The sequence below is a fragment of the Arcobacter ellisii genome (genome assembly GCF_003544915.1).
Classification (GTDB): domain Bacteria; phylum Campylobacterota; class Campylobacteria; order Campylobacterales; family Arcobacteraceae; genus Aliarcobacter; species Aliarcobacter ellisii.
In genome coordinates, this window is record NZ_CP032097.1 from 1,584,072 (window position 1) to 1,604,769 (window position 20,698).

Consider the following 20,698-nt stretch of genomic DNA (forward strand, 5'->3'; position numbering starts at 1 on the left):
TAATCAATCGTAAAAGATAGCTATATAGGTTTTTAGTAAGATAAAAAAGGAAAAGTATGACAAATACAATAAACTGTGTCCGAGATAAAAATAATGATGTTTTGGTTAAAAAAGCAAAAAAAGACATTAGTAAAAATAAAAAAAATATTGATTATCAATCAAAAGTTTTTGCTCTTTTAGGTAGTGGAGTTAGATTTAGAATTGTTTATTTACTTTTAAATAATAAAGAACTATGTGTATGTGATTTTTGTGATATTCTAGAAATGAATCAATCTCCTATCTCTCAACACTTAAGAAAATTAAAAGATGCAGGTATTTTAGAGAATAAACGTGAAAAATTGGCAATATTTTATTTCATTCCTGACTCAATGAGAGAAATACTACAACTTTTAATTAATAGCAAAGCAAAAGAGTGATCTGTCAACACTTTATAGGACATAAAAATTATAATTTAACTAACCATTTCTAACCGTAACATTTTCTCTTCAAACTCACTTGGTGACATATATCCATTTGATGAATGTAATCTTTGTCTATTATAAAAAATTTCTATATATTCAAATATTTTTTCATTAGCTTGTTTTCTTGTTAAAAAATTCTCATGGTGAATTAATTCAGTTTTTAAAGAGTGAAAAAAACTCTCTGCAACTGCATTATCCCAACAATCTCCTTTTTTGCTCATACTTTGAATAATTCCATATTTTTCTAATAAATTTTTATGTTCATAAGAGGCATATTGACTTCCTCTATCTGTATGATAGATTAATCCTTTATTTGGGTTTCTTCTTTTTATCGCCATTAAAAGTGCATCATTTACCAAAGAAGTATGAAGAGAATATCTCATTGACCAACCAACAACTTTTCTTGAATAAATATCTATTACAACTGCAAGATATAACCATCCTTCTTTGGTTGGAACATATGTAATATCTCCAACATAAACTTTATCTGTTGAAGAACTATAAAAATCTCTATTTACATAATTTGGTGCTATTGGTAGAGTATGATTTGAAGTTGTTGTTATAACTTTAAATCTTTGTTTCATTTTTACTTTTAGATTCAATTGTTTTAGAGATTTTTGGATTTTTCTTCTTGAAACAATAAGTCCATATCTTTGTTTTAAAATCTCTTTTAATCTTCTTGTTCCATAAGTAGCTCTTGATTGCTCAAAATATTTTTGATAAGATTATTAAACTCTACATCAACTCTATTTACTACACAACCTTTTTCAATCCAGTTGTAGTAACAACTTCTACTAACTTTAAAAAGTTTACACATCAGTTGTATATTAAAACTCTTTGAATGATTTTTTATCCAAGCATACTTTATAGAGTTTCTTTCGCGAAGTATGCTGCTGCCTTTTTTAAAATCTCTTTTTCTTGTTTTAAAATTGCAAGTTCTTTTCTAAGTCGTTTATTCTCTTCTTCTAAAGTTTCATTTTTTACTTCACTAGAAGGTTTAAGATTATTTTTAATTTTATATTCATTTACCCATAATGCTAATGTTCCTTTATTTAATCCTAAATCTTTTGCTATTGATGAAATAGATTTATCATTATTATCAATACAAAATTTTATTGTTGAATCTTTAAACTCTTGGGTGTAATTATTTTTTCTCATTCTATTCTCCACTTTCACTAATTTTAACATAGTATTTTTCTATGTCCTATTTAGTGTAGCCAGATCAACTTTATATGGGTATTCAAAATGCTACAAAGAAATGGAATATGCCAATGTGGAACTGGAACTTAACACTTTCACAATTGGCAATATTTTTTGAGGGTAGATTAGATAGTGAGCTTAAAATTTAAGTGATAGTATGATAAAAATATGCAAAGGAATTTTTAAATGATAAATTGGTCAGAAGCAAACGATTCAGAGTTAGTGTGTTATTGTATAGAAGTTGATAAAAAAACTATAGTAGATGCTATAAAAAATGGAAATGACACTCTTTCTAAAATTAAAGAATCTACAAAAGCTTGTACTGGAAGCAGTTGTAAAGAACTAAATCCATCTGGTGAGTGTTGCTCAAAAGATATTAAAAATTTAATCAAGTTATACTCTGGTAAAGATACTAAAGAAGAATGCTGTAGCTGTTGCAATAGCTAAATAGGTGTGATAGGATTTCTCCTATCAGAATTACTTTGACACGGAATATTTAACGGTCTCTTGGTATCAATAAACTTGAAATATGATTTTTTAATTAAAAAATATTTATTATAATTCTGAGTTAATTAACCTTTTCAAATTTTCTAAGCCAAATTCTTGTAGTGGCTTACCATTTACAAAATAAGAAGGTGTTTTATTAGCTTCTAGTTTTTTAGCATCTTCTAAATCTTGCTTAATTATCTGATTTACTTTTTCACTATTCATATATTGCTCTATTTTTCCCATATCAATATTTTTAATAGTTTTTAAAATTTCCCTTAACACTTTTAGATTAACTTCATGATGTACAACCCAATATTCTTGAGTTTCAAACATAAGTTCTAACGCTTCCATAAATAGACCCTGTTCCCTTGCTGCTTCTAACATCATAACTGCATAATTTGAGTTTTTATGAAATGGTGCATATCGAAGAACTAATTTAATTTTTCCTTCATTTTGTTTCATTATTTCTTTAACATAAGGATGAAATTGTGCGCAAGTTTCGCAAGCTGGATCAAAAAATTCTACTAATTGCACTTTTGCATTTGAATTTCCTATTACAAAAGAGTGTTCTCTTTGAAAAATAGAAGATTGAGTTTTTAACATATTTTCAAATTTTTCAGACTGATTATTTTTATAAATGTAGGCTGAACCTAAAAATATTAAAAATAATGATACTAATGACATTAATACAAGTTTTTTATTCTGCATAAAATATTAAACTCCAATTTAGATTTTAATTATTCTAACATACTTTGTGTGTAGTGTTTGTTGATTTTAAATTTAAGGTATACACACAAAATACACAAAAAACTAGTTATCATATAAGAAAATTTAGGATGTATTTTGGTAGGAAAATTTGATTTAACAATTTTTTTAAGTTTTATTGTAGCTTCAATAGCTACATTAGGTAGTCTATTTTTTAGTGAAATAATGAATTTTATTCCATGTGTTATGTGTTGGTACCAAAGAATATTTATGTATCCATTAGTAATCATATTTTTAATAGCACTATTATATCCTGATGATAATGTGTTTAAATACTCAATAGGTTTAGTGCTAATAGGATGGGGATTTTCTATTTATCATAATCTCTTAATGTGGGGAATTATTCCAGAAAACATAGTACCTTGTACTAATGGTGTACCTTGTAGTACAAGATATATAGACTGGTTTGGATTTATTTCTATTCCTTTTTTATCGCTTATTGCATATAGTTTAATTTTGATTTTACTTTGTATTGGCAAAAAGAAATTATTAAAAAAACAAAAATAAATTTATAGGAAAATATATGAAAAATAGATACTTGTTACTTTTACTTTTATTGTTATTTGCTGGTTGTGAAGGAGATAAAGCTAAATTAATCAAACAAAATGATGAAAAAAACTCAACGGAATTAAAAAAAGAAGAGAATAAAACTTATAATTTGAAAACTATATATGGAGAAAATATAAAATTAACACTAAATAATAATATATTAATAGCTGATAAAATAGAAAATAAAATGGTTCTTATAAATTTTTGGGCAACTTGGTGCCCACCTTGTATAAAAGAGATACCTGTATTTAATGAACTATATGAAAAATATAAAGATAATTTTATCATTATTGGTGTTCTGTATGAAAAAAATATTGATGCTAATACCATAACAAACTTTATAAAAGAAAATAACATAAAATTTCCTATTACAATTAGTGAAGATGAAAACTTTAGAATGGCAAAAGAGCTTGGTGATGTTAAAAAAATTCCCGAGTCATTTTTATATAGTAAAGAAGGATTTTTCATAGAAAAATATGTTGGTATAGTTAATGAGAAAAAATTAATAGAACATATTGAAAATAATATAAAATAATATCTAAAGAACAATGCGATAAAAAATGAAATTTGTATATGAAAAAATAGATTTTTAGAGAAGGTGAGCCTGTAAAATAAACTGTGTAAGTTCACCAGTTAGCATATAATCACTTTGTATATTTTTCCATAATTTCACTGAAAAATATACAAAGTTGAGGATAAATTTCACTCCAATTTCTAACCCCATTACGATTCCATTTCTCTTGAGCCTCCTGTGTTGCTAAGTAAAGCATCTTAAATGCAGAATCTATTGTTGGAAATGAACCTTTAGAATTTGTTCGTCTTTTTATACTTGAATTCAAAGATTCAATTGGATTTGTTGTATAAATTAATGTTTGTACTGATTTTGGATATTTAAAAAAAGTAGCTAATTGATTCCAGTTATTTGTCCAAGATTGAGTGATGTGAGGATATTTTTTGCCCCAACTTTCATCAAACTCTAAAAGTGCAGTTTGGGCATCTTCTTCTGTTGATGCACAATAAACAGTTTTTAAATCATTTGCAACAGCTTTTGCCTGTATACACAGGATTTCATCTATCTTTCCACGATACATAACGAAGTGAAGAACGAATTTGATGAACTATACACCTTTGTATTTCAGCTTTAGGATAAACTGCTTCAATAGCTTGATTAAATCCATTTAAACCATCTATTGCAAATATTAGAACATCTTCTACTCCACGATTCTTCAATTCATTTAAGAGTGTTAACCAATATTTTGAAGTCTCATTTTCTCCTATCCAAATTCCCAATATCTCTTTTTTACCATCAATCGTAATTCCTAGCATTATATATGCAGCTATATTTTTAACTACTCTATCAACTCTTATTTTTAAAACAGTTGCATCCATAAAGATTATTGGATATATTGCTTCTAGTGGACGACTTTGCCACTCTTTGGCTTTATCCATAATTGCTTCAGTAATATTTGAAATGGTTTGTTCTGAAAGCTGATAGCCATACAAATCATCTAAATGATTTTGTATATCTCTAACACTCATTCCTTTAGTGTAAAGTGAAAGAATTAAATCTTCACTACCTTTTAAAAGTCTTTCTCTTTTTTTAACTAATTGTGGTTCCTTAGCTTGCTGTAGCAAACGAAGTGCAGCTAAAATGTTCCATCTCTATCTCTTGGTATTGAAACATCAACTTCACCATATTTAGATTTTAAAGTCTTTTTATTTGTTCCATTACGATAGTTTGAATTATCAGATTCTTGATGTTTATCATAACCAAGATGTGAAGTCATTTCAACTTCACTAGCTGTTTGAATAGATTCTCTAAGAAGGTTTTTAAATTCTTCTAAAATTCCATCTAATGAAATTTCTTTACCTTCTTGTATTTGTCTTTTTAACTCTTCTTGACTTTCTCAAAAAAGAGTAAAAATCAAATTTTACACTCAACAAACCCCTTTATTAAGGGATTTTAATTTTAAATTTGGGTGTCTAGCCTATTGATTATCTCTTATTAGCTACAATTTTATATGTTTATTCGTAAAAGAAAAAATCCAAGTGGCAGTATTAGTATTCAAATTATTGATAAGAGTAATGGTAAATATAAAGTTGTTGAAACAATAGCATGTGTAAAAGATAAAAAAGAGTTAGAGTTTTATATTGCAAAAGCAGAATCAAGATTAAAACAACTTAATCCAAATTTATTTGATGCAGTTGAATTTAATGAGAAAAAACATAGATTTATTGGTATAAAAAATAAAGAGATTTCAGTTGTAGGACCAGATATTATATTTGGATATATAATGGAATATATAGGCTGTGATAAAATACTTAAAAAATTAAAAGAAAAAGAGTTGTTTAAACAGCTAGTTTTATCAAGAATAATTGATCCAGGTAGTAAATTAAATCTTATAGATTATTTGTATATTTATAAACATCAAAATCTTGATAAAAATGAGATATATAGATTTTTAGATACATTAAGTTTAAATTTAAAAGATAAAATAGAACAATGTATATTTGAATATACATCAATGGTAACTGGTGGAATTAGAGTAAGTTTTTATGATGTAACAACATTGTACTTTGAAGCATCAAGTGAAGATGATTTAAGAAAAGTAGGATTTAGTAAAGATGGAAAATTCACAAAACCACAAATAATTTTAGGACTCTTAACTTCATTAGAAGGTTATCCTTTAGGATTTGAAATACATGAGGGTAATTGCTATGAAGGTAAAACTTTTATTCCAATGCTTGAAAAGTTTCAAAAGAAATTTAATATAGAAAAACCAATAGTTGTAGCTGATAGTGGATTACTAAGTGAAGCAAATATATTAGAACTAGAAAAATTGAATTATAGATATATTTTAGGTGCTAGAATAAAATCAAGCTCAAGTGAAATAAAAAATAAAATCGTATCACTAAATTTAAATGATGAGAAAAATAATGAGACAATATATTTTTCAAAAAATCAAAAGATGATAGTTTCATATTCACAACAAAGAGCAAAAAAAGATAGATATACAAGAACAAAAAATTATGAGAAATTAAAAATAAAAATAAAATCAGGTAATCTTACAAAAGCACATTTAAATAATAAGGGTTATAATAAATATTTAGTACTTTCAGATTCTCAAACAACAATATCAATAGATGAAGATAAATATAATTATGATTCAAGCTTTGACGGATTAAAAGGGTTTGTTACAAATGATTTTTCATTAAATCCAACACAAATAATTGAACATTACACAAATCTTTGGCATATAGAAAGAGCTTTCAGAATTTCTAAAACAGATTTAAAAATTAGACCAATATATCATAGATTAGAACATAGAATATATTCACATATTTTAATTTCATTCGTTGCATATACAGTATATAAAGAGTTTGATAGAAAATTAAAAATAAATAATATTTCAATTAAAAGAAAAAATGCAATAGGATTTATAAAATCTATGTACGGAATAGTTCATGATAATGAAATTTCATTATTAGAATTATCTCCAGAACAAGAACAAATATATAAACTATTTTATTAAACCTAATATTGGGTGTCTATTTGAGAAAGTCAAGAGTAAATGAAATTAATCATCTACTCTTAAAATCTATGCTGTTAAACTTTCAAGTGCTATGTGGATAAAAATTTGTTACATAGATGAGTTTTAAAAACGAGTTCCACAACCTGTAGTTTTTTGAACTTTCTTTAAGTTTTAAACTAAATTGTCGAATTATATGAATTAGATTTTTATGACTATTAGCTGCTGATACAAAACTCTGGACAAAGTCACTTTTTTGTTTAAAGCTTATAATTTAATATATTTTATATGTTTACTAAACGGTCTCTAACGAAACAACTCTTTTTATTTTCTTTTAAAAATACAGTTTCAATTTTTATACTCACTAACATAGAATTTTTATTTATTAAATAAAAATATTATTTGGATTTAATTTAATCAAATATAAAACTAATTCTATAATTTTTTGTAATTGATCAAAAGTTTTTGTAATAGAGATCAAATTAATTGGAATATACATTCAAAAGATGCACCAACTATTTTAAATCAATTTGCTATTTATATCTCACTTCCTGCTATGATTTTACTTCAAATTCCAAAACTTAGTTTTTCAATTGATATGATTATTCCCATAATTGTAGCTTGGCTTGTAATGGGAATTAGTGCTTTATTAATTCTTTTTTTATCAAAAGTTTTCTCTTTTTCAAAAGAGATTACAGGTTCTTTAATGCTTGTTTCAATTTTAACAAATAGTTCTTTTTTAGGAATTCCAATAATAAATGCTTATATGGGCGAAAGTGCAATGCCTTATGTTTTAGTTTATGACCAATTAGGAACTTTTATTGCCCTTGCAACTTATGGAACTTTTATAGCTTCTTATTATTCAAATAATTCAAAAATTACTTTTAAAATAATTACTCTAAAAGTTTTAACTTTTCCACCATTTTTATCTTTAGTTGTAGCTTTATTTTTAATTGGAGTTGAATTTAATCCAATAATTTCAAAAGTTTTAAGCTCATTTGCAAGTACAATTGTACCAATAGCTTTAGTTGCAGTTGGTCTTCAACTTCAATTAAAACTTCCACGTGAAGAAATAAAACCTTTTAGTGTAGCTTTAATAGTAAAATTGATTATTGCACCACTAATTGCCTTTGTTATTTGTAAAATTTTTGCTTGGGATAATCAAGCTTCAATCGTATCAATCATGGAAGCAGGAATGGCTCCTATGATAACAGCAGGTGCAATAGCTTCAATGGCAGGACTTGCACCAAGACTAAGTTCTGCAATTGTGGGATATGGAATAATTATCTCTTTTTTAACAACTGGAATTTTATTTAATCTTCTTTAAAAAAAGAGATTTAAAGAAAATCTTTAAATCTCTAATTTTTTCTATTAAACTCATCTCTTCCAAAGAAATTTGTTTTATTTGTTTCTACAACCATTGTTGTAGCCATTTGGTCATTTTGATTTGCAATTTCTCTTGTTTCTTGGGCTCTTAAGGCATTTTGTTGAGTTGCTCTATCCAAATCTGCAACTGCAACATTTACTTGCTCTATTCCTTTTTCTTGCTCTTTTAAAGAAGAAGAGATATTTTCTATAATTTCTTTTGTTTTTTGAATATTTTCATTTAAAACATCATACTCTTTTATCATATCAGTTGAAGCATTTTTACCATTGTTTGCCTCTTTTGTTGCACTTTCAACTAAAGATTTTATCTCTTTGGCTGCATCTGCACTTCTACTTGCTAAATTTCGTACTTCCGCTGCAACAACTGCAAATCCACGTCCAGCTTCTCCAGCAGTTGCAGCCTCAACAGCTGCATTTAAAGATAAAATATTTGTTTGAAATGCAATTTGGTCAATTACAGTTATTGCTTCTTCGATAGATTTTGTTTTATCATTAATTCTATCCATCAATTCAGCACTATTTTTTGCACTTTTATAACCACTTTTTACTGAGATTAAAAGTTCATTTGAGTAAGTTAACATTTTATCAACATCCAAACTATTATTTCTAACACTACTTGTAATCTCTTCCATTGAAGCTGATGTCTCTTCAAGAATTGTTGCTTGAGTAACAATATTTGCACTTAATAATTCCATATTATTTTTTAGTGAATCTGCATTTTTTTTGAACATATTTCCACTTTTTAAACTACTTAATAACATTCTTGAAATTTTTACATTTAGTTTATTTATAGCTTCAATTAGAGTTTGTAACTCTTCTGATTTATTGTTTTTTATTTCAACTGTAAAATCATTTTTTTGATATTTTTCAAAAAATTGTAACATCTCATCAAAACTACTTGATAAATTATTTGCTGTTTGATTTATATTATCTGCAATAGTTTGGAAATTTTGATTTTTTGTTTTTATATTTATTTTATTCTTAAAAATATTTTTCGACATCAAAGAACTTTGAGTAACTAATTCTTCTATAAAATCCTCTTCTAAATCATCTTTTTTTTCATCTAAAATTATTAACTCTTTTTTCTCTTTTAACAAATTCATTCCATAAAAAAAGAAAAATGAGATAATACAAATAAAAATCAAACTGGAAATAAGAAAATATTCACTATTTATATGGGATAAATAAGACAAAAATCCTACTGAAAATATTGTTGTAATATATCCTGCAACTAGATATTTTTTTGCATTTTCCATAATTTTGCCTTATATTAAAATTTGTCACTATTCTACATCAAAAAAGTTAAAAGAAAAGCTTAAAAAATTTCGTTATTTTTTGATTATAGTAGCATTAAAATAGCATTTTATAAAATTATTATTTTTTCATATAAAGAAAAGATACAATTTTAGTCTCATAATCAACATAAACTAGATACAATACGCAAAAATTTTGTATAGGAAACCTTATGTTTGATTTAGTTAAAAAAATGTTATTTATTTTTCTTATCACAACTTGTAGTTTAAATGCTGCAATAAAAGAAGTATCAAAAAATGAAATAACTCAAATGGAACAATTAGAGTTATTTAAAAGAGCACAAATAAAAATCGTAAAAGCTTTTGATATTGGAAGTTTATATATTCTAAGTATTAATGTACAAGGAAATAATGATGAGATTTATTTAACAAAAGATAAAAAACTTATTCTTTCAGGTGATGTAATTGATGTAAATAATGGAATGAAAATTTCAGCTCCTGTTGATTTAACAAAAGCAAAAGGAAAAGAGGCATTTGTTTATGGAAATGGAAAAGAAGAGTATTATTTATTTACAGACCCAGAGTGTCCATATTGTAAAAAATTAGAATCATACCTTCCACAAATAAAAGATAAAGTAAAAATAAGAGTATTTTATTTTCCTTTAGAATCACATGAAAATGCAAAAGATTTATCATTATACATTATGAGTCAAAAAACATTAAATGCAAAAATTGATGCAATGTTTGATGCAAGTGAAAATTTAGATAAAGTAAAAAATGCAAAATATACACAAGCCCAACTTGCAAAACTTGAAAAACAATTAGAAGAACAAATTCAATTAGGAATTTCTTTAAATGTTCAAGGAACACCAACAATATTTGACAAAAATGGAAATAATATTATTTGGGTTAACTTACTTGAAAAATTTGGAATAGAAGTTAAATAGTAAAATCATTTTTGATTTTACTATTTTGGTAAAATTTTATTTACTTTTTAAATCTTTTTGTTAAAATAACGACTCGAGATCTCAGGTAGAGATTCCATCGTTAATTTAAACAAATTTACTGCATGGCCAAAATTAAATTTTAATTTTGGAGATTCATTTTGAATAATCAAAATCATTGTATATCTATATTTACTGGTGATTTACCTCCTTCAAAAGCACTATTTTTGAAACTAGAAAATGCTTTTTTATTAGCAAATATTTATGAAATAATTGAAATTATTTCACTAAAAGCAAATATTGAAATTGAACTTCAAGGATGGGCAAAACTTAAAGGTCATCTTTTTTTAGGTAGAACTACATTAAAAAATCAATACTCTTATAAAATCCAAAAGATAAGTAAAAATTCTTTTACTTCAAAAGCTTTTTGGGGCAAAAAAATGAAAGGTATTGATACTTCAAATCCAAAACTAAAAGACTTAGAGTTAAGTGAGAAAATTTTAGCAAAAGCTCCAATTGATAATGGGCTTTTAACAAGGGGAATTATAACTCAAGAAAATAGTCCAATTTATGATTTTGAGTTATCTTTTAAAGAACAAGTTTGGTCAAATCCTATTTCAGTTTTGTATGAAGAAGGAAAAAATCTTCAATGGAATGCAACAACGGATATTCCTTGGAGTGAAATACCAAATCTAAATCCAGTTTTAGAAAAAGCTGTATGCCAAATCATGACTTATTTAGTTGAAAATGAATTTTCAGCTTTATATATTCCTGGAAAATTTATAAGTAAAATAAATCCATACTATATGGAAGTTCCTCTTTTTTTATCATCACTTATGAATGATGAAGCAAGACATATTGAAGTTTTTACAAAACGTGCAAATGCAAATGGTGGAGGATTTCAATATTCAAGTGAAGTAACTCAACGTTCACTTTTCTCACTTTTTAAAGAAAATGACTATATAAAAAGTTCATTTTTACTTCATGTTATGGGTGAAGGTACTTTTGTAGATTTACTCTCATTTTTGGAAAAACATATGCCTGATGATGCAACAAAAAAAATCATTCGTTTAGCAAAAAGAGATGAAATGCGTCATGTTGCGTATGGTGTTGAACATGTAAAATCAGCCATTGAACAAAATCCAAATAGAATAAATGCTTTAAAAAATACTGCTTATAAAAGAAAAGAGTTTATGGATGAAGTAAGTAGTGAATCTTCTATTTTACTTGAATCACTTGCAATTCTAGCAGGTGGAAGTAATGAGCCAAAGGATTATAAAAGAGGATTTGATTTAGTTGAAGAATTAAAACAAAAAATGAATACAAACAGAATAAAAAGATTAATAGATATAGGTATGGATGAAGATTTAGCAAATGATATTTCTAAAGTTCATACACCAAATTTTATGTAGTAGGGGAAAAATGTCAAATTTATATAATGAAATGTTAGAGTTTGCAAAAGAGAATATTGCACCATATACTAACAATGTGGATATTGAGGGAAAATTTCCAGTTGAAAGTTTCAAAGCTATCAAGGGAAAAAAATTAACAGGTCTTTTAGTTCCAAAAGAGTTTGGAGGAATGGGACTAAATTTTCAAGACCATACACAAACTATTTTAGCTTTTGCAAATTATTGTGCAACAACAGCTTTATGTTATATGATGCACAATGTTGCAACAAATTGTATTGCAACTTATGGAAGTAATGAACTAAAAAAAGAGTTTTTACCAAGAATTGCAAATGGTGAAATTATGTTAGCACTTGCATATAGTGAAAGTGGAACAGGAACACACTTTTATAATCCAGAAATTAAAGTTACAAAAGAGAATGAAACTTTATTTATGAATGGTAGAAAAAGTTTTGTTACATCTGCTACTTATGCTGATTATTATTTAATTGATGCAAACTCTGTTGAAAGTGAAGGTTTAGATAACTGGATTATTTCAAAAGATTTAGCTGGAATTACTTTTGAAGAGAGTGCTTGGAATGGTCTTGGTATGAGAGGAAATGCTTCTTGTCCAATGATTTTAAAAGATGTAAGAATTGATGAAAAATCAAGGATTGGTGCAAGTGGAAGTGGACTTGATCAAATATTTAATTGTGTTGGACCATTTTTTATCATGGGATTAGCAGCAGTTTATAGTGGAGTTGCTTTAAATGCTTGTAATTCAATCAATGAGTATTCAATGAATAGAAAATATAGTGATGAAACAGCTTTATGTAATATTCCAACTGTTCAAAATCATATCTCTGAAATCTATACAAATGCAGCAAGTGCGAAATATTTTACATTAAGTGCTGCGAAAAGTGTAATTGAAGCTGACCCAATGGCACAAGCAAATGTATTAGCTGCAAGAATTCATGCATCTGAAATGGCTGTAAAAGTTTGTACACTAGCTATGAAGATTGGTGGAGGTACAGCATATGCTAAAAGAATAAATATTGAAAGATTGTTAAGAGATTCTTTAGCAGCACAAGTTATGGCTCCAAGTACTGATGTTCTTACGACTTGGCTTGGAAAAGCTTTAACAAATCAATCAATTTTATAAGGATAAAAAATGCAAAAACCAATAGTTGTGGGTTCAGTTGCTTATGACCCAAAAGTTGTACCAATTTGGGATATTATTAGAGATTATTTTAATGATAATGGAATAAGGCTTGATTATATTCTATTTTCAAACTATGAAGCACAAATTGAATATTTATTATCTGGAAAAATAGATATTGCATGGAATACAAATGTTGCTTGGGTGCGAACTTATGAATTAAGTAATCAAAAAGCACAAGCTTTACTTATGAGAGATACAGATATTGATTTTAAATCTGTGTTTATCACAAAAGCAAAAAATGGTATTAAATCAATTCAAGATTTAAAAGGTAAAAAGTTTGGTCTTGGAAGTGCAGATTCAGCTCAAGCAGCAATTTTACCTTTAAAATATCTACAAAATGAACTAAAAGAAAAAATCAATGAAGTTGAAATCATTAAATTTAATTCAGATTTAGGAAAACATGGAGATACAGGAAGAAGTGAATTTGATATCATCGAAGCAATAAAAGAAGATGAAATTGATGCAGGAGCAATTGGTATTAGCACTTGGATTAGAATTATTGAAGAGGGATTATTTCCTGCAGGTGAAATCGAATCTTTTTATGTAAGTGAGGGATATTGTCATTGTAACTTTACAGCTCTGAATAGTTTAGATGAAAAAGTGAAAAAAACATTTGTTGATATGATGCTTTCACAAGACCCAAATGAACCAATCATCAAAAAAATGATGCAAATGGAAGGTTTAAATAAATGGGTTGTTACAACTACTGAAGAATTAAAAGGTTATGATGTTTTAACACAAGCTATGTTTGAACAAGATTTAATGAAAAATAATTGGTAAAAAAATAAGTATCTTTTAAAAAGATACTTATTTAAAAAAAGAATTTTACTAAATAATATCCCACAATAGTTAGCCAAACAAATAAAATCAAAGATAAATAAAATGGTTTCATACCAATATTTTTAAATTTATTAAAACTTGTTTCCATTCCTAAAGCTGTCATTGCCATCGTTAGAGCAAAATTATCTACAAAATTTATAGTTTCAATTGTTTTAATACTTAAAAACCCAAAAGAGTTAAATCCTACAACAACTATAAATATAATTGCAAACCAAGGAACCATAATTTTTGTTTTCTCTTTTTTATTATGAAATGTAGTTTTTATAAGCCAAAATGATAATAAAATTAAAAAAGGAACTAAAAATATCACTCTTATCATTTTTACAATAATTGCATCTTTAGCTACCATTTCTCCTAAACTATTTGAAGAACCTACAACGTGTGCCACTTCATGTAAAGTTGCTCCTATATAAACTCCCATTTGAGAAGGATTAAAATCAAATATTCCTAGTTTATATAAAAATGGATATAAAAACATAGCAATAGTTCCAAAAATCACCACAAAAGAAACAGCTATTGCACTTTTATAAGCTTCATTTTTTAATACACTTGAAGTTGCCATTACAGCAGCAGCTCCACAAATAGAACTTCCTGCACTACATAAAATCGCAATTTCTCGGTCAAGTTTTAAAACTTTTACTCCAATAAAATATCCAAAAATAAAAGTAAAAAGAACTATACAAAAAGCAATAAAAATTCCACCAAATCCAACTTCTTGTAGATTTTGTAAAGTCAATCTAAATCCATATAAAATAATTCCAAATCGTAAAATATATTTTGTTGAGAAGATTATTCCACTTTTTCCAAAATCTAAAAATTTGTGTTTTATTGTATTTGCATAAAAAATTCCAAGAACTATTCCAATAATAAGTGAACTAATTCCTAAATTTCTAAAAAAATCTAATTCTGCTAAAAGTGTTGCAAATAAAGAAAATATTCCAACAAATAAAATTCCATAAAAAGTATTTTTCATAATAACTCCTTTAATTTTGTAAGTATAACTCCATTTTTTTAATTTGTAAAATATATTAATTTTAATATAATGATTAATATTTTTAATAAGGAAAAATATGACACTAAAAGAGCTACATTTTTTTTATAAATTAAGTGAAAATCCTCAAGTTACGCAAGTAGCAAATGAATTAAATATTAGTCAATCAGCAATTTCATTAGCAATTAAATCGCTAGAAAACTCTTTAAATGAACAACTATTTGATAGAATTGGAAAAAAATTAATTCTAAATGAAAAGGGAAAATATTTCAAAGAAAAAACTCTTCCTCACTATTTAGCACTTATGGATGCACAAACAATTTTCCAAGAAAATAAACTAGCAGGAAACATAAAAATAGCTTCAAGTAGAACTATTTCTAACTATATAATGCCAAATATTTATTATGATTTTTTGACAAAATACAAAGATGTAAAACTTGATATTTCAACTATAAATTCAAGTAAAATTATTGATAAAATCTTAAAATCTCAACTTGATATAGGTTTAATTGAAGTTGATACACAAAATTCAAGTTTAATAAAAGAAAAACTATGTGATGATGAATTAATAGTTGTTACAAGTGATGAGAACCACCCAAAAATTGCCTTTATTGATGCTATCAAAAAAAGATGGATTTTAAGAGAAACTGGCTCAGGAACAAGGGAAATTTTTATAAATTGTATTGGAGAAATATCTAAAGAGTTAGATATTTTTATGCAATTACAAGATTTTGAAGAGATTAAAAAAATTGTTTTAAATAATCCAGATACTGTAACAGCTATCTCAAAAATAATTGTAGAAGAAGAACTAAAAGAGAAAAAACTCTTTCAAATAAAACTAAAAAATTTAGAACTAAAAAGAGAATTTTATTTGGTTTATCATAAAGAAAAAACGAAAAATCTACTTTTTGAAACCCTGATTGAATTTCTAAAAAATAGATTTAAAGAGTTTTATCTTCCGTAATATGAAATTAGTGAAGCTTTTGCTAAAGAATGAGAGTTTAAATAAAATCCTACAAGTGCTGGATTTGCATTTTTATCTAAACCTAAAGTTTCAATATCAAGAGCATAAACTGTAAATTCATATCTATGAGCTTTATCTCCAATAGGAGGACAAGCTCCACCAAAACCACTTTTACCATAATCAGTTATACTTTGAATAACATCTTTTGATTCACTATTTCCAAAACCTCTTGGAAGAGTAAATTTATCTTTTGGAATATCAAAAACTAACCAATGCCACCATCCAGAACCTGTTGGTGCATCTGGGTCATAAACAGTTACTGCAAATGATTTTGTACCTTTTGGAGCATCTTTCCATGAAAGTTCAGGAGAGATATTTTCTCCCGTACATCCAAAACCATTAAACACTTGTTTTGATGTTAATTGACCTTCTAAATCTGAACTACTTAAAGTAAAATTATCTGCTAATAAAAAAGTAGCACATAAACCTAAACTTAAAAATATTTTTTTCATTTTTTCTCCTTATAATAAATTTAAAATTGAACTAATCTCTTCATTTGTAAGCTCAAACTCACTAATTTTTAAATCTTCTATCATATGTTTTGTTGAAGTTGTACCATTTAGTGGAACTATATTTATATGATTTAAAAATCTATAAAAAATCTCTGCTACACCTTTTTCATATTTTACTGATAAATTTTTTAATATATCACTATTTAAAATATGAGGATTTGCTGTTAGTGACCAAAAACTCTCATAAGTTATACCATTTTCTTTACAAAAAACTCTTATTTCTTTATCATAACCACTTTGGGCATAAAATCTATTTTGAATAATAGTTGGTTTTATTCTTGCATTGTTGTATAAATATTTTAAAACATCCAGCTCATAACAATTACTAATTCCTAAAGCTCCTACTTCTTTTTTGTCATAAAACTCTTCCATTTTTTGCCAAACTTTTTGAAGTTTACTTCCAGGATATACAGGAGAGTGTAAAATATAAGCATCTATAAATGAGGTTTTTAGATTTTTTTTAGAAGTTTCAAAAGATTTCTCTACTTGAATTTCTATATCATCACTTTCTAAATATGGCATATTGTTTTGGTCTTGCCCATCAATTGGAGTAAATTTTGTTTGAATAAATAAATCTTCTCTTTTTATACCACTTTCAAAAGCCTTTTGTAAACCTAAACCAACTAAATCCTCTCTATAATGTTTTGGTTGACACGCTGTATCAATACCTTTAAATCCTTGTTTTAACGCCTCAAAAACTAAAGTAGTTGTATTTTCTTTTTTCCAAGCTGTTCCATAAATCATATTTGGTATTTTCATAATCTTCTCTTATTTTTGTTTTAATAAAACTATTGTAGCAAATGTTGAGATTATAATTCCTATAAAAACATTAAAACTAATAGTCTGTTTTTCTATTATAAAAGATAAAATTGCAACCATCGCTGGACTTAAATAGACATAAGCCATCAATTTTTTAGGACCTAAAATAATAGAACTTTTTTGATATAAATATAGAGTTACAACTGTCGTTCCAATCACTAAATAACTCATCCAATAAAATAAATCCCCTTTGATTTTTTCCCATCCAAAAGGTATATTTAAAACTTGCATTGTTATAAACATCCAAAAACATCCACCAATTAGTGTTGTAAAAACTAAAACTAAAAGAATATCTCCTTTTCTATGTAAAAGTTTTAAAAATATTGAATATAAAGCCATTGAAGTTGAAGCAAGTAAAAAAATAATATCTCCTTCACTTAAAGAAAAGCCTAAAAACAGTTCAAAATCTGCTTTAAAAATAACAATACAAGTTCCAATAATTCCTATAAAATATATAAAAAGTTGTTTTAAACTCATTTTTTCTTTAAAAAAGAATATACATAAAATTCCTGTCATCAAAGGAACTAAAGTATATAAAGTTCCTGTGTTTAGGGCTGTTGTTGTTTCTAAAGCTTTGAACATTCCAATAAAATATAAAGAATAAAACAATCCTATAATCATAGCTCTTGGAAATGTTGAAATAATTTTTGCTCTAAACTCTTTTTTTATTAAAATGATTGGAGCTAAAATAATAGCTGCTAAAACAAATCTATATAAAGTTAAGGAGATAGAATCAATTACTCCTGAAAGTTTTGCACTTGCTATAAATGAACCAGCAACTAAAAAAGTAGCTATAAATACCATAAAATGAGCTTTTAAAGTTTGTGTCAAAAAAATCCTTTTAATATAAAAAATAAACCTAATCATAGTGGAATAAGTTTTTGAAGTTATTTATATGGTGTTAGTTTTTTAAAAATTTTGTATATTTATTGTCTTATTATTAAAAATTGTATAAAATTTTACCAAGTAAGTAAGGACGACCTTACCTCTACACTTATTTTAGAGGACGACCTCAATTTTTTTTAAAGGAAATTTTATGAGTTGGGTCACTCTTATTATTGCTGGAATTTTTGAAATATTCTGGGCAATTGGTCTTAAATACACAGATGGTTTTACAAAATTAATCCCTAGTTTACTTACAATATTTGCTATGTTAATTAGTTTTTGGTTATTAAGTATTTCACTAAAAACTCTTCCACTTGGAACTGCTTATGCTGTTTGGGTAGGAATAGGAACAATTGGAACTGTAATAGCTGGAGTAATTCTTTTTAATGATTCATTAAATCTATTAAGAATCGTAAGTATAATTTTTATAATTCTTGGTATTATTGGATTAAAAATCACAACTTCATAAAAGGTTAATTTTGATTAAAAATATTCTATTTTTTCTCTTTCCAATCATAATTTATTTTATTGCATCAAATTTTATAATTGATACTAAAAATCTGATTTTAATAACATTACTTATAACAACAATTGTTTTTTGGGCAACTTCAATAATACCAAATTATCAAACTTCTCTTATATTTTTATTTACAAGTTTGATATTTTCTTTAAGCAGCAAAGATATCATCTTTTCAGGATTTTCATCTTCTGCTTTTTGGCTTGTATTTGCAGGTATGCTAATAGCAAGTGCTATCAAAAATGTAAATTTGAGTGAAAGATTTTCTACACTCTTTTCTTTTATAAAAAATCCCACTTATCTAAATATTTTGATTTTTATTAATATTTTTTCTTTATTATTTAGTTTTGTTATGCCCTCAAGTTTAGGAAGAGTTATTCTTTTAATTCCAGTTGCAATAATTGTCGCTAAAAACTTTGGTTTCAAAGAAAATGACAAAGGTTACACAGGAATAATGTTAGCTTTCATTTTTTCAACTGTAATACCAGCTTTTACAATCTTACCAGCAAACGTTCCAAATATGATATTAAGTGGTTTAACATATGAAATTTATGGTTTTGAGCTTTTATATTCACACTATTTAGTTGCTAATTTTTTTGTTTTAGGTTTTATAAAAAACTTAATTCTTCTAGTTTTGTTATATCTTATGTACAATGATACTCCTAAATACACTTTTTATAAAAGTGAAAAAACTCTCTTATCAAAAGATGAAAAAATCGTGATTTTTACTATTATAGCTATGATATTCTTTTGGGCAACGGATTTTATACATGGAATTTCTGCAAGTGTGATAGCAATAGTAGGTGTTTTATTTTTAGCAAATCCAACAATAAATATCATAAAAACAAAAGATGTAAATAGCATAAATTTTGCTTCTTTACTTTTGGTTGCTTCTATTATTAGTTTAGGAAATATTGTTGCTACAAATGATTATATAAAAGAGATTTTAACATCAACTATTAATCTTTATAAACCTACAAATTATGAAGTTTTAAATCAAATAATTATTAGTTCATTTATGTCATTTACAGGTATTTTTATAACTCAGCCATCAATTCCTGCAATATTTACTCCAATGGCTGAACATATAAGTTCAATAAGTAATTTTAGTTTAAATGAAGTGATTATGATGGAAGTATCAGCTTTTTCTACTCTATTTTTACCATATCAATCTCCACCAATAATAATTGGTTTAGCTTTGGCAAATATCAAACAAACACAAGCTATTAAGTTTTTATTGATACTTGCAGTTATTACTATAGTTTTTCTATTTCCATTACAATATTATTGGATGCAGTTTGTAAAAACTATTATTTAATCACTCCATACCTATTCTTAAAAATCCAGTAAATGCCGCATTATCAGGATGAAGAGATTTATGAACATTTTTTTTCATTTCGTTTAAGATTTTTTTATATGAATCATAAAACTCAAAACTAGGAGTTGGTTTATAAACCAACTCTTTTATCTCAAAATATTTAAGTACATTTTTTGTGGTTGTAGGTTTTATAAAATACTCTTTTTGTCTATCGTTATAATATAAAACAACAGAGATTATCGTCCATTTTGCAAGATTATATTGAGATAAAAACTCTACAATTCCCTCAAATCCATTTTTCTGATTTCCGTGTATTAGTTCAAAAAGCTCTATACTTAACATATCTTTTTCATAAGAAGTTAAATTTGCTAACATATCACGAAATTTTAGTTTATCAAACAGTGAAACTAAAACAGATTTTTGAATAATTTGAAAAAAAGATTCTACAATCAAATTTGGGTTTGAAAAGTTCTCTTTTTTTAGATTTTCTTTTGTAAACTCTTCAAGTTTTGAAGGATTAAACTTTTTCATAGTTGGGAAAAATTTTGCATCTTAAAAACCTGTTGGATAAAAAGTCAAAAACTCCTCTTCCATATCCTTTAGTT

Annotated in this window: 26 protein-coding genes and 1 pseudogene; 14 read left to right on the top strand and 13 right to left on the bottom strand. The window is 26.1% G+C overall.

Going from position 1 to position 20,698, the window contains the following annotated elements:
* Positions 1 to 56 precede the first annotated feature (56 nt).
* Positions 57 to 416: an ArsR/SmtB family transcription factor gene (locus AELL_RS08150; RefSeq protein ID WP_118917473.1), complete on the top strand. Its 360-nt coding sequence runs from the start codon at positions 57 to 59 to the stop codon at positions 414 to 416.
* A gap of 35 nt (positions 417 to 451) precedes the next feature.
* On the opposite strand, the gene AELL_RS14450 is transcribed toward AELL_RS08150, so the two are convergent.
* The 3 genes from AELL_RS14450 to AELL_RS14460 are packed head-to-tail and all read right to left on the bottom strand — an operon-like array spanning position 452 to position 1,619.
* Positions 452 to 1,126 (bottom strand): IS3 family transposase, encoded by a 675-nt coding sequence (locus tag AELL_RS14450; RefSeq protein WP_429698175.1) that lies wholly within the window; start codon positions 1,124 to 1,126, stop codon positions 452 to 454.
* Between the two features lie 5 nt (positions 1,127 to 1,131).
* A complete protein-coding gene (locus AELL_RS14455; RefSeq protein ID WP_429697573.1) occupies positions 1,132 to 1,278 on the bottom strand; it encodes a hypothetical protein in 147 nt (48 codons plus the stop codon).
* 47 nt (positions 1,279 to 1,325) lie between these two features.
* Positions 1,326 to 1,619, bottom strand: coding sequence for a transposase (locus AELL_RS14460; protein WP_429697574.1), 294 nt, complete (start codon positions 1,617 to 1,619; stop codon positions 1,326 to 1,328).
* A gap of 68 nt (positions 1,620 to 1,687) precedes the next feature.
* On the opposite strand from AELL_RS14460, the pseudogene AELL_RS08160 reads away from it, so the two are divergent.
* Together AELL_RS08160 and AELL_RS08165 are read left to right on the top strand one after the other, a co-directional pair.
* Positions 1,688 to 1,810, top strand: a pseudogene (locus AELL_RS08160) (IS256 family transposase); the annotation flags it as partial.
* Between the two features lie 37 nt (positions 1,811 to 1,847).
* Positions 1,848 to 2,108, top strand: coding sequence for a (2Fe-2S)-binding protein (locus AELL_RS08165; RefSeq protein WP_118917474.1), 261 nt, complete (start codon positions 1,848 to 1,850; stop codon positions 2,106 to 2,108).
* Between the two features lie 108 nt (positions 2,109 to 2,216).
* Here the strand turns inward: AELL_RS08165 and AELL_RS08170 are convergent, their stop codons facing one another.
* Complete coding sequence (locus AELL_RS08170; RefSeq protein WP_118917475.1) at positions 2,217 to 2,858, bottom strand: DsbA family protein; 642 nt, start codon at positions 2,856 to 2,858, stop codon at positions 2,217 to 2,219.
* A gap of 135 nt (positions 2,859 to 2,993) precedes the next feature.
* Between AELL_RS08170 and AELL_RS08175 the strand changes: the two genes are divergently transcribed.
* Together AELL_RS08175 and AELL_RS08180 are read left to right on the top strand one after the other, a co-directional pair.
* Positions 2,994 to 3,422, top strand: a complete 429-nt coding sequence (locus AELL_RS08175; protein WP_206732005.1) for a disulfide oxidoreductase — start codon at positions 2,994 to 2,996, stop codon at positions 3,420 to 3,422.
* 16 nt (positions 3,423 to 3,438) lie between these two features.
* Entirely contained in the window at positions 3,439 to 3,999 is a 561-nt protein-coding gene (locus AELL_RS08180; RefSeq protein WP_118917476.1) for a TlpA family protein disulfide reductase, read from the top strand.
* Positions 4,000 to 4,108: 109 nt separating this feature from the next.
* Here AELL_RS08180 and AELL_RS14385 read toward each other — a convergent pair whose 3' ends face one another.
* The 3 genes from AELL_RS14385 to AELL_RS14425 are packed head-to-tail and all read right to left on the bottom strand — an operon-like array spanning position 4,109 to position 5,344.
* Positions 4,109 to 4,555, bottom strand: coding sequence for a transposase (locus AELL_RS14385; protein WP_206732004.1), 447 nt, complete (start codon positions 4,553 to 4,555; stop codon positions 4,109 to 4,111).
* On the bottom strand, positions 4,533 to 5,099 hold the full coding sequence (locus tag AELL_RS14390; protein ID WP_206732003.1) for an IS256 family transposase: 567 nt from the start codon (positions 5,097 to 5,099) through the stop codon (positions 4,533 to 4,535). Before AELL_RS14390 ends, AELL_RS14385 begins: the two co-directional genes overlap by 23 nt.
* A gap of 11 nt (positions 5,100 to 5,110) precedes the next feature.
* Positions 5,111 to 5,344: a transposase gene (locus tag AELL_RS14425; RefSeq protein ID WP_206732007.1), complete on the bottom strand. Its 234-nt coding sequence runs from the start codon at positions 5,342 to 5,344 to the stop codon at positions 5,111 to 5,113.
* A 141-nt stretch (positions 5,345 to 5,485) separates the two neighbouring features.
* On the opposite strand from AELL_RS14425, the gene AELL_RS08190 reads away from it, so the two are divergent.
* Both AELL_RS08190 and AELL_RS08195 read left to right on the top strand, forming a co-directional pair.
* The gene (locus AELL_RS08190) at positions 5,486 to 6,997 is read left to right on the top strand and encodes an IS1634 family transposase (RefSeq protein WP_118917477.1); all 1,512 of its coding nucleotides are present in this window, start codon (positions 5,486 to 5,488) and stop codon (positions 6,995 to 6,997) included.
* A 448-nt stretch (positions 6,998 to 7,445) separates the two neighbouring features.
* A complete protein-coding gene (locus AELL_RS08195) occupies positions 7,446 to 8,321 on the top strand; it encodes an AEC family transporter (protein ID WP_226805967.1) in 876 nt (291 codons plus the stop codon).
* Positions 8,322 to 8,352: 31 nt separating this feature from the next.
* On the opposite strand, the gene AELL_RS08200 is transcribed toward AELL_RS08195, so the two are convergent.
* Positions 8,353 to 9,636 (bottom strand): methyl-accepting chemotaxis protein, encoded by a 1,284-nt coding sequence (locus AELL_RS08200; protein WP_118917478.1) that lies wholly within the window; start codon positions 9,634 to 9,636, stop codon positions 8,353 to 8,355.
* Positions 9,637 to 9,845: 209 nt separating this feature from the next.
* Between AELL_RS08200 and AELL_RS08205 the strand changes: the two genes are divergently transcribed.
* The 4 genes from AELL_RS08205 (at position 9,846) to AELL_RS08220 (ending at position 13,967) form a co-directional block, all read left to right on the top strand.
* Positions 9,846 to 10,580 (top strand): DsbC family protein, encoded by a 735-nt coding sequence (locus AELL_RS08205; RefSeq protein ID WP_118917479.1) that lies wholly within the window; start codon positions 9,846 to 9,848, stop codon positions 10,578 to 10,580.
* A 158-nt stretch (positions 10,581 to 10,738) separates the two neighbouring features.
* A complete protein-coding gene (locus AELL_RS08210) occupies positions 10,739 to 11,989 on the top strand; it encodes a ferritin-like domain-containing protein (RefSeq protein ID WP_118917480.1) in 1,251 nt (416 codons plus the stop codon).
* A gap of 10 nt (positions 11,990 to 11,999) precedes the next feature.
* Positions 12,000 to 13,127: an acyl-CoA dehydrogenase family protein gene (locus AELL_RS08215; protein WP_118917481.1), complete on the top strand. Its 1,128-nt coding sequence runs from the start codon at positions 12,000 to 12,002 to the stop codon at positions 13,125 to 13,127.
* A 9-nt stretch (positions 13,128 to 13,136) separates the two neighbouring features.
* Complete coding sequence (locus tag AELL_RS08220) at positions 13,137 to 13,967, top strand: phosphate/phosphite/phosphonate ABC transporter substrate-binding protein (RefSeq protein WP_118917482.1); 831 nt, start codon at positions 13,137 to 13,139, stop codon at positions 13,965 to 13,967.
* 31 nt (positions 13,968 to 13,998) lie between these two features.
* Here the strand turns inward: AELL_RS08220 and AELL_RS08225 are convergent, their stop codons facing one another.
* On the bottom strand, positions 13,999 to 15,000 hold the full coding sequence (locus tag AELL_RS08225; RefSeq protein ID WP_118917483.1) for a YeiH family protein: 1,002 nt from the start codon (positions 14,998 to 15,000) through the stop codon (positions 13,999 to 14,001).
* Positions 15,001 to 15,097: 97 nt separating this feature from the next.
* Here AELL_RS08225 and AELL_RS08230 point away from each other — a divergent pair, with 97 nt between their 5' ends.
* Positions 15,098 to 15,982, top strand: coding sequence for a LysR substrate-binding domain-containing protein (locus tag AELL_RS08230; protein WP_118917484.1), 885 nt, complete (start codon positions 15,098 to 15,100; stop codon positions 15,980 to 15,982).
* Here AELL_RS08230 and AELL_RS08235 read toward each other — a convergent pair.
* Genes AELL_RS08235 through AELL_RS08245 form a run of 3 tightly spaced genes read right to left on the bottom strand, consistent with a single transcriptional unit; the run spans position 15,970 to position 18,204 of the window.
* Positions 15,970 to 16,494: a YbhB/YbcL family Raf kinase inhibitor-like protein gene (locus AELL_RS08235; RefSeq protein WP_118917485.1), complete on the bottom strand. Its 525-nt coding sequence runs from the start codon at positions 16,492 to 16,494 to the stop codon at positions 15,970 to 15,972. The genes AELL_RS08230 and AELL_RS08235 overlap by 13 nt on opposite strands.
* A 9-nt stretch (positions 16,495 to 16,503) precedes the next feature.
* On the bottom strand, positions 16,504 to 17,313 hold the full coding sequence (locus AELL_RS08240; RefSeq protein WP_118917486.1) for an aldo/keto reductase family protein: 810 nt from the start codon (positions 17,311 to 17,313) through the stop codon (positions 16,504 to 16,506).
* Between the two features lie 9 nt (positions 17,314 to 17,322).
* A complete protein-coding gene (locus AELL_RS08245; protein ID WP_226805968.1) occupies positions 17,323 to 18,204 on the bottom strand; it encodes a DMT family transporter in 882 nt (293 codons plus the stop codon).
* Between the two features lie 205 nt (positions 18,205 to 18,409).
* On the opposite strand from AELL_RS08245, the gene sugE reads away from it, so the two are divergent.
* Both sugE and AELL_RS08255 read left to right on the top strand, forming a co-directional pair.
* Positions 18,410 to 18,727: a quaternary ammonium compound efflux SMR transporter SugE gene (gene sugE, locus AELL_RS08250; protein ID WP_118917487.1), complete on the top strand. Its 318-nt coding sequence runs from the start codon at positions 18,410 to 18,412 to the stop codon at positions 18,725 to 18,727.
* A gap of 10 nt (positions 18,728 to 18,737) precedes the next feature.
* Positions 18,738 to 20,093, top strand: a complete 1,356-nt coding sequence (locus AELL_RS08255) for an SLC13 family permease (RefSeq protein WP_118917488.1) — start codon at positions 18,738 to 18,740, stop codon at positions 20,091 to 20,093.
* Here the strand turns inward: AELL_RS08255 and AELL_RS08260 are convergent, their stop codons facing one another.
* Positions 20,094 to 20,624, bottom strand: coding sequence for a hypothetical protein (locus AELL_RS08260; RefSeq protein ID WP_226805969.1), 531 nt, complete (start codon positions 20,622 to 20,624; stop codon positions 20,094 to 20,096).
* Between the last annotated feature and the right edge of the window lie 74 nt (positions 20,625 to 20,698).